Genomic DNA, 13482 nt, shown 5'->3' with positions numbered 1-13482 from the left:
CTTTATAAAATTACATTTTGATATTCTTGTTTAGATTTTTCTTTATAATAGTCAAAATCAAATTCTTCAAATTGTTTATTATCATTTAAATGAATTTTAAATCCTTCAACAAGGCCATCTACTGTATTCTCTACAATTATTGCTTGATTTTCATTTAAATATTCAGTTGTTTCTTTTAAATTTACAGTAATTACATCAGTGTTTAAAGATAATGCTTCATATACCACAAGTCCTAACCCTTCATAGTTAGAAGATAAAACAAATGCATCAACATGTTTAAGTAATGGATAAGGATTATTAATCCCACCTAAAATCACTATATTTTCATTGGCAACGGATTCTCTCACCCACTGTATAGTTTGTGATTTCAACGGACCATGTGGACATATCATAATTAAAAATATATTTGGATTCTCTATATAAACTTGCTCAAAAGCTTCTATTAATTTATCATGACCTTTTTGATAGTCATATCTTCCAATATTCAAATAGACTTTTATTTCTGGGTTAAATATCGCATCAAGTAATTTACATTTCGATATTCTCATTTTATTAAATAAATCTACTGAAACCACTGTTGGATTCATGTCTTTCGTTTCAAAATACTCATTTATTAAAAGTTCATTATTATTATATAAGTTTTCAAACGTTGTTCTTAATTCACTATCTTTAATAAAATTTTGATAAAGTGAATCAAATGATTTATCAATATGTTTAATCAACATTTCTTTATGTGTAATTAAAGTTGAATTAGTGTTTTGCTCATTATTCTCGGTTATTCCATTTTCTACATTTTTGATCAGATTTTTTTTCAACATTTCTTTTTCTGGATACCTTCCGAGTGTTTCTATTTCCATTTCTTCTGAATCTAATGACTTATAATTTAATTTTATATTCTCATTATAAGAGTAATCAACATGTACTGGTTCGATTGTTTGTAATAAGTTTTCCATAGAAAGATTTCTGTTTCTCTCTTCACCTAAAAAGTTATTTACTGTTACTACTTTATCAGAAATGTTCGGTAATTTTTCAATTAATTTACTTCTTAAATTATTATGGACAAGAACTACTTTATTAGCTTTTTCATAGGCTCCAAAAATTATTTTTTTACTAAAATTCTTTTTAGCTTCATATTCAGCAAACATGTCAGTGTGTACCCAAATAGCAGTTTTAGAATTGATATGTCTCATCATTTCAGCACTTTTTCTTTCGAATCCAGTATAATGAATAAACCAATCTATTTTTAAATCACCAAATAATCTACTAAACTCTTCCTTAAACATTCTTTCAAGTTGTTTTTCCACACTTGAGAATTTGAATTTTTCATTCCATAAGTATTTTTTCATAAGCAATCTATCTTTAAAGCTTCCATTCATTTCACCAACTGTTGGATAAAAATAGACATTCTCAGGTAAATTTAATAGGCGGTAGTAATGTTCTTTTTTCACTTTATTCTTTTCAAAAAAACAAATATAATTTTTTTCATTTGTGTCTATATTTTCTAAGGTATTAATTAATGCAGTTGTAATACCATTACTCCAAAATCCTCCACTTACTACTGCCACAGTTTCTTTTCCATTGTGAAGATTATGTGACTCTATAGATGAATCTTCCTTTCCAAATAACATATGATTCACAATAATTTCGCTACCATTAGCTTGATCAAATTCACTAAACTCATCTATAAATGTCTTATAGTCTACTTGTTTTGGAATACTATTTATAATATCTAGAAGTTCTTCTATATTATTCGTCTTTTCAAACGGATAAGTGGATAAATCATCATAAACACCTCTATTTTCTACATATTCTTTAAAGTCATATGTATATAGAATAACAGGCTTATTCAAATTGATATAATCATACATTACTGATGAGTAATCTGTTATTAAACCATCAGATGCTGCCAAAAACTCATAAATTTCAAAGTTTGTTGGGAATGGTTTTACTTTTTCATATGTATCTGGAATAACAGTTTTCTCAAATGGATGTAATTTAACATATACGATTGTGTCATCTTCTAAATTATCTTCTAGATAAGACATAAAATTCATTATTTGATCAGAACCTTTAACTTTACCTAAACTACCTCTCCATGTAGGCATATATACAAGAGCTTTTTTGTCGTTTATATGTAATGTTGTCCTAATGTTATTGCGTATCTTTTTATCAAAAAATATACTATTTCTTGGAGATGGTCCAATGATAAATTTCCCCGTATAGATATTATTTAAATGATGTGTCCTCGCTAATATTTCCATTGTTTTATGATTATTTACGTAAATACGATCTGCCATATAAAAATTACGTTGAACATTTGCCACATCTAATATTTTAGGTATATCTCTACCCATATGCTTTAGTGGAGTTCCATGCCATATAATAAAATACTTTTGCCCTTCTCGTTTGTTAAAGAAAGGATAAAATGTTGTATCATTAATTAAATACTCACATGTTGCAAGTAATTCATAATATTGATTAGACATATGTTTAACAAAGATTACCTTTTGTTTTAATTCTTGAGGTAAAAACAGCTCTAAATCTTCTTCATTTTTCAATGATACATATATTTTCATATTTATATTTTTATCTACAATATCTTTTACTAAATAATAAATATGACCACTTAGTGTATCCCCATGTACTGCTTCAAAGAGAACAGTCTTTTTTTGTATCTTTTTAGTTCTACGTGAATTTACGTAAACAAATTTCCCTTTATTTCTTTGAAAATTCCCAACTTTTTTTACAAATTTATTTTTCATGTTTTTTCTCTTCTTTCAAGGTTATTTATTGCCCTAAGTTTTTTTAATTGTCTTCTTCATGTTCTCCATCTCTTATTAGTAAATAATCCTGTAATGTACTTTGAATATTCCACAAAATATTCAAAGTATAAAGAGAAACTATTGACATGCACATAAACTTTACAATTTTTTTCATTTAAAATCTCCTTATCAAATATATCTTTTTGTTTTATTCTGTAGCGATTATCCTATGTATAAAAGAAATATTTAAACTTTAAGTCTACTTTATGTATTTATTAAATTGACGTACTTCTTAAAAATAGGAAAAATAATACATTTTACATATTATAATTATATCATCATTATTATAAATAAAAAGATAATATTTTAAATTTTTACACCTAAATTCATATTGTTTTTATATGAATTAACTTTTTAATTACACAATTTAAAATTGTTCGAAATTAAATTCATTTACTGATTTTCTTGAATCATTTTATTATGTGTAACGCGATGATCAAAGTTCTTGGCAATATTGATTTTGTAGTTTGTATGTTGTTCATAATCCTGTCCGTATACACATGCGTAAAGTATATCCATTAGAAATCCTATTGAATCTCTTGTTGAGAAGTTGCTGATTTTTGAATAAAGCTTTTCTCGTGTTGATATGCGTAAAGTACTGTCTGCATATTTACTTACTGTGTTCTCTCCTATACTCGTTAATCCGATTATTGGAACTTTTTTCTTCTTTAACATTGGCAATAGTTTTAATATGCTTTGATTCTCTCCACTATAAGAGATAAATATTGCGCATGTGTCTTTTGTAGATTTTTCTATTTCAAAATGCGGTTCTAATGTGCATAGTTTAACAGTTTTGCCTATTTGATTCATCTTCATTTCAAACTCTTCACAAATCATTAAATTATGGTAGAGTCCAAATATTTTGATTGTATCTGCTTTTACTAAATAATCTACTGCTAAATCTAATTCTTGATTATTAATTAAATGTAGTGTGTCATTAATCGTCGTTTGGTTTAACAATGCTAATTTATGACTGATGGACATATTATTATCTGTTGCATCAAACGGGAAATTCGCATCGATTGATTCGTAATGTCGATTTAAATATTCTACTTCTTCTAAGAAATGTTCTTTTAATTCTAACCATCCATCATAACCTAATTTCTTCGCGATTCTAATCACTGTGGAAGGATGTGTATACGTTACTTTAGATATATGTTCTAATGTTTTAGTTTTTACTTTTTCTCGTTCTTCAAACAAATAATGAATGATGCTTTGTTCTGCTTCGGAAAATATATCTTCTTTCATTCTTTCGGTTAATAACATGTTTAGAACTCCCCTTTGTAAAAATTAATTACAAACATTTATCTTTTTAGAAGGAAATTTGTAAATTTCATTTGATAATAGCGCATTCGCCTCTTTAATCGTTACTTCTATTCTATACTTAACGTGTATAAGAAAGAAATCAATAGGGGGTATTTTAAATGGAAAAAGGTATTAAAATTGTGACAATCGGTGGCGGTAGTAGTTATACACCTGAGTTGATGGAAGGTTTTATTAAACGTTACGAGTCTTTGCCATTAAGTGAAATTTGGTTAGTTGATATTCCTGAAGGTCGAGAAAAATTAGAAACTGTCGGTAAGATGGCACAAAGAATGTGGGACGCTTCTCCTTATGATGTAACGATACATTTATCTTTGGATAGAAGAGAAGCATTAAAAGATGCAGATTTTGTAACGACGCAATTTAGAGTAGGATTATTAGATGCTCGAATTAAAGATGAACGTATTCCGTTATCTCACGGATTCTTAGGTCAAGAAACAAATGGACCGGGTGGTATTTTTAAAGCGCTAAGAACGATTCCTGTCTTATTAAATATCGTTGAGGATATGAAAGAACTCTGTCCAAACGCTTGGTTAATCAATTTTACAAACCCTAGTGGTATGGTGACAGATGCAATTGTACGATATGGGAAATGGGACAAAGTACTCGGTCTATGTAACGTACCAGTTAATAGTTTAATTAATGAACCTGAAATGTTGAATGTTAAAGAAGGAGAACTTACGCATCACTTCGCAGGATTAAATCATTTTCATTGGCATCGGGTAAAAGACGCTCAAGGTAACGATGTAACAGAACAATTGAATAAAAAGCTCGTAGAAGATGCATCGTCATTACCTTCTAATATTTTTGATGTATCATTTTTTGAAGAACAATTGCAACAAATGAATTTAATTCCATGTGGCTATCATAGATATTATTACCGCGCAGAAGAAATGCTAGAACATGCGCTTAAAGAATATCATGATCCAGAAATCGGTACACGTGCAGAACAAGTTAGACAAACTGAGAAAGAATTATTTGAACTGTATAAAGATGAACATCTGGACCATAAACCAGAACAATTAAGCAAAAGAGGCGGGACACACTATTCAGACGTAGCTTGTGAAACGATCGCTTCAATCGCATCAAATAAAAATACACACGTCGTTGTCTCTACAGTTAATAATGGCGCAGTACCAGACTTAGCACCAGAAGACGTAGTTGAAGTATCAGCATATATCAATGCAACAGGCGCACAACCAATCGCATTCGGCTCATTACACCCAGCAGAACGAGGATGGTTGCAAGTCATGAAAAATATGGAACTATGTGTAGAAGAAGCAGCAGTAACCGGAGACTATGGCTTATTATTACAAGCCTTTATCATTAATCCATTAATACAAAGTGGTGAAACAGCCAAACAAGTAATGAACGAATTACTCATCGCACATAAAGCATATTTACCACAATTCTCCGAAACAATCGCACAACTAGAAGCACAAGGCATAGAAATAAAAGATGCCAAAGCAAGAGAACTAAGTGAGCATGTAGAATTGAGAAACGTATAGAAGTAGAACGGTTGGGATTGAAATGTGCTTATTTAGTACATTTCAATCCCGTCATCCAATACAAATATAATGATTTGAGGCTGGGACAAATTAATTTGTCCCAGCCTTTCATTGTGTGGTGTTGATTTTGAGCATGTCTTAGATTAATGATGGAGTTAATCTAGGTTTTGGTGGAACTCTTCGATTAACTCCCGAATTAATCTACAACTTGGTCGATCTCTTAGATTAACTACCGAATTAATCTACAACTTAGTCGATCTCTTAGATTAACTGTCGAATTAATCTACAACTTACCCAATCTCTTAGATTAATTCCCTCAATCCCAGCATATTTCAACAAAAAGACTACATCGTCCGAGATACGATGTAGTCTTTTCTAACGTTGTCAGTTGGTTATTCTGACGTTCGTGTTTTTATATAGGGTATGTGTTAATTGTATTTCTATGCTCTATTGTTAGACAAACATTTATGAATGATTGATTCTACAGTGTCTTGCATAACTTTTTTACTTGGACTCAAAATTTGTTGGGGGTTAAAAATATTTTGATCTTCTGTTAGTGTTTGTCTAAGTTGATTACTCCATGCGATATTGATTTCGGTATTAAAGTTTATTTTTGCGTGTCCTAATTTAATTGCTTTTACTAGGTCTTCGTCTGATATTCCTGATGCGCCATGTAATACTAAAGGGATATCGATGGCTTCTTGTATTTCTTCCATTTCTTTAAATCCTAAGTTTGGTTCGCCTTGGTATTTACCATGTACGGATCCTAATGCCGGTGCAAGTGTGTCTAGATTGGCTTCTTTCGCAAGTCTTATACAGTCTTCTAATCGTGCATATTGAACATTACCGATTACGCCATCTTCATTACCTCCGATTGCTCCGACTTCGCCTTCAACTATGACGTTATGTTTATGCGCATAGTCTACTATTTCTTTAGTCTTTGCTATATTTTCTTCGATTGGTAATTTAGAACCGTCAAACATAACCGAGTCGTAACCAGCATCTACTGCTTGTTTACAACCTTCTATACTCAATCCATGATCAAGATGTATAATAACCGGTACTGTTATATCCATTGACTCTATTTTGTGGTTAATTGTCTTACATATAAAATCATATCCACCAAGAAACTCAATAACTTTATCTGTCGTTCCTAAAATAATTGGGGAACGTGTTTTCTCTGCAGCTTTTAAAATACATTCTATCCATATTAACCCATTAACATTAATTTGAGGAATGGCATAATGTGATTCTTTAGCTTTTCGTATAAATGTATTCATTATTTAACGTTCCACCTTCCTTATGGTTATAATGTTTTTGATTGACCGGTTAATAATGATTGAGGTGCATTTGCTAATAATGATTCTTTACATTTCATTGCGATTTCTTGTGCTTTATAACCATCTTCTATTGAACATAATACATCTGTATCATTTAAGATAGCTTCTATAAATCCATCGATTTCTATTTTGTAAGCTTCACTATATCTTTCTAAGAAGAAGTACGGTGGATTATTTTTAGATATACCATCTGCACGGTGATAATTTAAAGTTGTAGTTTGCTCATTACCTATATCTATTGCACCGTTATCACCTAATACTTCTACACGTTGATCGTATCCATATATACTTCTTCTACAGTTTTCAATTACAGCCATTGAACCATTTTCAAATTTAAGTGTAACGAGCGCTGTATCGATATCGTCATATTTAGCTATTTCCGGATTGACGAGTGCTCCACCTGTCGCATAAACTTCAGTTATTTCAGACTGCATTAAATATCTCGCCATATCAAAGTCATGAATCATCATATCCATAAATAATCCGCCAGAACGTTTAATATATTCTATCGGTGGTGGCTCAGGGTCTCTCGAAGTAATACGTAACGTTTGGATATTTCCAAGCTCACCTTTATTTAAAATTGTTTGAAGTTCTTTGAAGTTTTTATCAAACCTTCTATTGAAACCCATTTGTAATTTAACATTAGATTGTTGAACCGCTTCTAGTGCTTCTTTAGCTTCATCTATAGATAAACTAATTGGTTTCTCACAGAATATGTGTTTACCTTTAGCACATGCTGCTTTAATGATATCTACATGTGTATCTGTTGGAGAACATATGACAATAACATCTACTTCTGGATCATTAATAATATCCATATGGTTTTTCGTTTTATTTTCTATACCTGCTTTTTTAATCCAATCCACCATTTTGTCGCAATATATATCTGAAATCCATTTAATTCTAACGTCTTTATGCGTTCTTAAATAATTGATATGTAATTGGCCAATACGTCCTGCACCAATTACGCCAAATGTAAGTGTCATAAACTTTTCCTCCTATGCTAATCCAAGTGGTGAGAATAAAATGTAAGTGCCTATCACTACAAATATGATAATACCGCCTACTAGATATCTATGTTTCCAAGGCGTTATATCTACTTTTGCGTAATTAACACTGAAATCAAACTCATCAGATGGTTTCCATTTATTGAATAACATGACTACTAGTAAATCGATGAAGAATAATACACTTAATACATATAAATAATGAATTTCTGTTAACACTACTTTTGAAAGCGCATACAATACAATGTGTAAAATAAACATCACTTTACCACCAAGTTGTGATGTACGTTTAACAAAGAATCCAACAAGTACGAGTACTAAAAGTGGCATATTATACACACCATTAAACTCTTGTACCACTGCGTATAAACCTTGTGGGAACAATGAAATCATTGGTGCAATGATAACTACAATCACACCGACAACTACTGTTACTAATCTCCCAACTCTAGAAACTTGTTTGTTGCTTGCTTCTTTGTTCATAATTGATTTGTAAAAGTCTAACGAGAACAATGTTGCTGTACTATTTAACGATCCAACAAATGAACTTAGTATGGCACCAAATATAACAGCACCGAATAATCCATAAGCCCATCCAGGTAAGACTTCATTAACTAACATTGGATATGCATTATCAGGATTCGAAACTTTGTCACCTAACATATTAAATGCTAGAACACCTGGGAACACTAAGAATAATGCACCAAATATTTTAAATACACCGACAAACATTGCACCTTTTTGAGCTTCTTTTAAATTCTTACCAGCTAGCGCTTTTTGTACAATCATCTGGTTTGTACACCAGAAGAATAAGTTGTTAAAGAACATACCGAAGAATAATGTTGGCCAAGGTACGATATCAGAATCAATTGCACCTATTGAGTTTAATTTCTCTGGTGTATTCTGTATAACTTTGTCGAAACCTTTTAAGAAACTTCCATCACCAAACATGATTAAACCAAGAATTGGGATGGCAAGACCTCCAATAATCAAACCAATTCCATATATAGAATCACTGTGTGCACTTAATGATAATCCACCAATAAACAAGTAAATAATACCCACTATACCTATCACTGTTGATATAAGAATCACAGCTGTCATATCACTAATTTCTAACATATCACTTATATTGAAAATTTTATTAAATACGAGTGCACCTGAATAAAGTACAACTGGCAAGAAAGACACAACATATGTAAATATGAAAAGTAATGATACGAGTCGTTTCGTAAATGTATCAAATCTCATTTCAATGAAATCAGATATCGTATCTACACCATATCTAAAGTATCTAGGCAAGAATACGAGTGCCAATATGACAATTGCAATAGCAGCAGTTACTTCCCACGCCATTACTTCCATTCCAGCCATGAAACTTTGACCATTTTGACCTACTATTTGTTCTGTAGAAAGGTTTGTCATAATGATGGTTGAAGCGATAGTAAATCCAGTTAAACTTCTACCACCCATGAAATAACCTTCAGAATTTTGAGTGTCTATTTTTCTACTTCTTAAAAATGCATATACCCCTACTGCAAATACGACTAATACAAATGAAAATGCTGCAAATAAACTCATGATAACCCTCTCCCCTTAGGTGTTTAAATCACTCTCAATTTCATGATTATTTTTATTGATATTGTTCAATATATTCTTTTGCTTTTTTAGCATAAATAAACGGGTTGGCAACTGCTGGATCTTGTTCAGCTTCTACTACAATCCATCCTTTATAATCTGATTGATAAATTAAATCTAATATCGGTTTGAAGTCTATTACGCCATCACCTGGCACTGTAAACATGCCATCTTTCACACCATCTAAGAAGCATTTACAGTCTTTATCTACAACTTCTTTAACCTTTTGTCTAACATCTTTAAAATGTATATGCTTTATTCTATCTTTATGCCTATTGAATATATCTATTGGATCTTCTCCAGATAGTACAAGATGTCCTGTATCATATAAGAGAGAAACGTTATCTTTACTTGTTTTTTTCATTAATTCATCTATTTCATGAGTTGTTTGTACACCTGTACCCATATGATGATGGTATACAATTTCCATATCTTTCTCGTGAGCTAACTTTCCTAATTTCTCTAATCCATCCACTAATAATTGCCATTCTTTTTCAGTGAATACAGGTTTTTCTTTAAATAGTGCTTTCGTTAAATCTCCTTGAATGCTGTTACCTTGTTCAGAAACAACGATTACTTTAGCACCTAAAGCACTCAAGAAATCTCTATGTTTAATAAATGCAGCTTCAGTTACTTCAAAAGGCTCTGACGTTAAATATAAACTGAGCCAAGCACTTGCTACTGATAATCCTCTAGGTTCTAAAAAAGATTTTAATACTTCTGGATCTTTCGGATATTTATTACCAATTTCAGTTCCTTCATATCCTGAAAGTGCCATTTCACTAATGCATTGTTCAAAAGAATTCTCATAACCTAATTCGGGCATGTCATCATTTGTCCATGCAATCGGTGCACATGCAAAACGTATATCTTTAGTCATTTAACTCACCTCATAAAGTAATAATATTCTTGTTTTCGAAAGATTCTTGCATTGCTATTGCTACTTCAGTACTTTTCAAACCATCTGTTCCAGTAATTGAAGAAGGTTCTTTCTTTTTAATAGATTCTACAAAAGCATTTAATTCGTTAATAAATGCGAATTTAAAGCGTTCTGGAAAATGACCTGAAGTTGGCCTTACGACACCGTTCTTGTCATATACAGTGACTAAGTTCTTCTCTGGTGCATTACCAATTCTGATCATACCTTCAGTACCAATGATTTCTGTTTCAACATGATAACCATGTTGTGCGTTTCTTCCTGCTAATAAATAAGCAATTGTACCGTCTTCTAACTCCGCTAAACATGCACCGGTTTCAAGTTCTTCACATTCTGAAAGTTCAGGTGCTGCTATATTATTTCCTAGGGAATATACCGTCTTAAATTCTGAACCTGTAAACCAGCGAACGAGATCAATATCATGAATCGACATATCTAAAAATATTCCGCCACTTGCACTGTTCTTAGCGAATTGGATAAAACTATCCAACCCAGCACTTGGGTCAATTCCGTAGCAACGCATAGCTGTAATTTTTCCTAAATCACCATTATCGACTGCATCTTTCGCAAATTGATATGAATCATCAAATCTACGCATAAATCCTAATTGGAATACTTTATCTTTATTGTTATCTATTTTTTCAACAACTTGTTTAATGTTTTCTAGTTCAAGTCCAATTGGTTTTTCAGAGAACACATGCAAACCTTTATCTAAAGCTTGTGTGATTTGAACAGCATGAAATCCACTAGGTGAAACGATAACAACTGCATCCAACGCGTCATTTTCAATCATTTCTGTATAAGATGTGTAACAATTTTCTACGCCTAATGTATCTCTTGCATATGCTAACTCTTGTTCAACAACACTTGCTACAGCGTATAACTCTGCATCTTTAACGTGATTCACAATATTCTCAGCATGCACTTGACCAAGTCTTCCTAATCCAACTTGACCGATTTTTATTTTTGTCATCGTTCTTTCCTCCAATTTAGTAATGTTTTGCAGTCTTCATTGATAATGTCTTTTCTTTAAATGCTTCTTGAATAGATGGCTTATCACTATGTTCTGATACGCCTACATTCCAAAATGATTCGTATCCATCTGTCATTGTTTTAGGTAATGTTTTAATTTCTATTAATGTAGATTTAGTTTCTTGTTTAGCTTGTCTAATCGCTGCTTCAAGTGATTCAAGATTGTTTACACTATATGAAACAGCTCCATAACCTTCAGCTATTTTCTTATAATCAATATTCATCACATTACCGTTATAATCATTAAACTCTGTACAGAAACTAGCGCTTCCATTACCCATCTGTAAATTATTAATACAACCAAAACCACTATTATCAAAAAGAACGATGTTAATTTTGTAGTTATATTGCAATGCCGTTACTAATTCAGTGTGTAACATTAGGAAACTACCATCTCCAACTAATGCATAGACTTCTCGATCAGGATTGGCAATTTTAGCGCCAACAGCTGCTCCGATTTCGTATCCCATTGTTGAATAACCATATTCCATGTTGTAAGTATTGAATACATCCGTATCCCATAATCGTTCTAAATCTCCTGGCAATGAACCAGCAGCTGCAACAATTATTGCATCTTTATCTATTGTTTCATTCACTTTGATTAAAGCGTTCGTTTGAGGTAATTCTGTATTAAGTGAAGTTGTATACTGATTCAATTTTTTTGGATCAAAATGACCTGCAATTTCTGCTTCAAAGTTATCTTTATGAATATCAATTTGAGATAATCTTGTTCTTTCTTCGTCCCATTGCTGTTTTACACGTTTAACAACTTCAAGCGTATTAAATTGATGACCTTCTAGATTATCTGCTATTTGTTTAACGGATACTTTAGCATCGCCGACAACTTGCACAGCATCTAATTTATATGCATCTACTCTGTTAACATTAATATTGATAACTTTAGCTTTATCAAAATTGATGACTGTCTTAGAACTCGTTGTAAAGTCTGAGTATCTTGTACCAATACCTATGATCACATCTGCATCTTTTGCATAAACGTTAGCTGCTAAATTTCCTGTTACGCCTAATCCGCCAAGATTTAATGGATGAGATGCTTCAATTGTTGATTTACCAGCTTGCGTTTCCGCCATAGGGATATTTGTTTCGTCCATTAGCTTTTTAATGATTTCTTGAGCTTCAGAATATTTAGCGCCTCCTCCAACAATTAACAGAGGTTGCTTAGCTTGTTTCAATGTTTCAATAGCAGCTTTAATTGCACGTTCTGAAGGCTCTAATCTATCAACGTAATGTACTCGCTTTTCAAAGAACGATTCAGGAAAATCAAATGCTTCTCCTTGAACATCTTGACTTAACGCTATCGTTACAGGTCCAGCAGTTTGTGGATTTGTCATCACTTCAAATGCACGTATAAGCGCCGACATTATTTGCTCAGGTCTCGTAATTCGATCAAAATATCTAGATACTGGTTTTAATGCATCATTAGTCGTGATGCCAATGCTTTGTGGATTCTCGATTTGTTGTAATACTGGGTCCGGTTGACGTGTTGCAAATGTATCACCCGGTAAAAATAATACTGGTATATGGTTTGCAGCAGCAGTTCCAGCAGCTGTTACTAAGTTTGCTGAACCGGGTCCTACTGAAGTAGTTACTGCGAATATTTTCTTTCTTAAACTTTGCTTACTAAAACCAATTGCAGTGTGTGCCATACCTTGTTCATTTTTTCCTTGAATAATTTTCAAGTCATCTTGATAATTTGATAAGCCTTCACCAATACCAAGTACGTTTCCATGGCCGAAAATGTTCATAACACCTTCAACAAACTTAGTTTCTTCGCCATCAATGGAAATATATTGCTTAGTTAAAAATTTAACGATTGCTTCTCCAGTTGTTAATTTCACTGTATTGACCATGTTT

At 32.0% G+C, this 13482-nt stretch carries 9 protein-coding genes; 1 reads left to right on the top strand and 8 read right to left on the bottom strand.

The features are described from left to right. Positions 1–2 precede the first annotated feature (2 nt). Both B2G86_RS09970 and B2G86_RS09965 read right to left on the bottom strand, forming a co-directional pair. Complete coding sequence (locus B2G86_RS09970) at positions 3–2762, bottom strand: CDP-glycerol glycerophosphotransferase family protein (protein ID WP_078357956.1); 2760 nt, start codon at positions 2760–2762, stop codon at positions 3–5. A gap of 453 nt (positions 2763–3215) precedes the next feature. Beyond that, the gene (locus tag B2G86_RS09965; protein ID WP_078357955.1) at positions 3216–4088 is read right to left on the bottom strand and encodes a MurR/RpiR family transcriptional regulator; all 873 of its coding nucleotides are present in this window, start codon (positions 4086–4088) and stop codon (positions 3216–3218) included. Positions 4089–4246: 158 nt separating this feature from the next. Here B2G86_RS09965 and B2G86_RS09960 point away from each other — a divergent pair, with 158 nt between their 5' ends. Then, a complete protein-coding gene (locus B2G86_RS09960; RefSeq protein WP_078357954.1) occupies positions 4247–5653 on the top strand; it encodes a 6-phospho-beta-glucosidase in 1407 nt (468 codons plus the stop codon). Positions 5654–6093: 440 nt separating this feature from the next. Here the strand turns inward: B2G86_RS09960 and fba are convergent, their stop codons facing one another. The 6 genes from fba to iolD are packed head-to-tail and all read right to left on the bottom strand — an operon-like array spanning position 6094 to position 13478. Beyond that, complete coding sequence (gene fba / locus B2G86_RS09955) at positions 6094–6933, bottom strand: class II fructose-1,6-bisphosphate aldolase (protein WP_078357953.1); 840 nt, start codon at positions 6931–6933, stop codon at positions 6094–6096. Positions 6934–6959: 26 nt separating this feature from the next. After that, entirely contained in the window at positions 6960–7979 is a 1020-nt protein-coding gene (iolG, locus tag B2G86_RS09950; RefSeq protein WP_078357952.1) for an inositol 2-dehydrogenase, read from the bottom strand. Positions 7980–7991: 12 nt separating this feature from the next. Next, the gene (locus B2G86_RS09945; protein ID WP_078357951.1) at positions 7992–9581 is read right to left on the bottom strand and encodes a solute:sodium symporter family transporter; all 1590 of its coding nucleotides are present in this window, start codon (positions 9579–9581) and stop codon (positions 7992–7994) included. A gap of 52 nt (positions 9582–9633) precedes the next feature. Then, positions 9634–10518: a myo-inosose-2 dehydratase gene (gene iolE / locus B2G86_RS09940; protein ID WP_078357950.1), complete on the bottom strand. Its 885-nt coding sequence runs from the start codon at positions 10516–10518 to the stop codon at positions 9634–9636. A 10-nt stretch (positions 10519–10528) separates the two neighbouring features. Then, positions 10529–11548, bottom strand: coding sequence for a Gfo/Idh/MocA family oxidoreductase (locus tag B2G86_RS09935; RefSeq protein WP_078357949.1), 1020 nt, complete (start codon positions 11546–11548; stop codon positions 10529–10531). A gap of 16 nt (positions 11549–11564) precedes the next feature. Then, a complete protein-coding gene (iolD, locus tag B2G86_RS09930; protein ID WP_078357948.1) occupies positions 11565–13478 on the bottom strand; it encodes a 3D-(3,5/4)-trihydroxycyclohexane-1,2-dione acylhydrolase (decyclizing) in 1914 nt (637 codons plus the stop codon). Between the last annotated feature and the right edge of the window lie 4 nt (positions 13479–13482).

It is taken from the genome of Mammaliicoccus fleurettii, assembly GCF_002018435.1.
In the GTDB taxonomy this organism is placed as follows: Bacteria; Bacillota; Bacilli; order Staphylococcales; family Staphylococcaceae; genus Mammaliicoccus; species Mammaliicoccus fleurettii.
The sequence above is the reverse complement of the archived record's forward strand: the minus strand, read 5'-3'. Positions and strand labels throughout refer to the sequence as shown.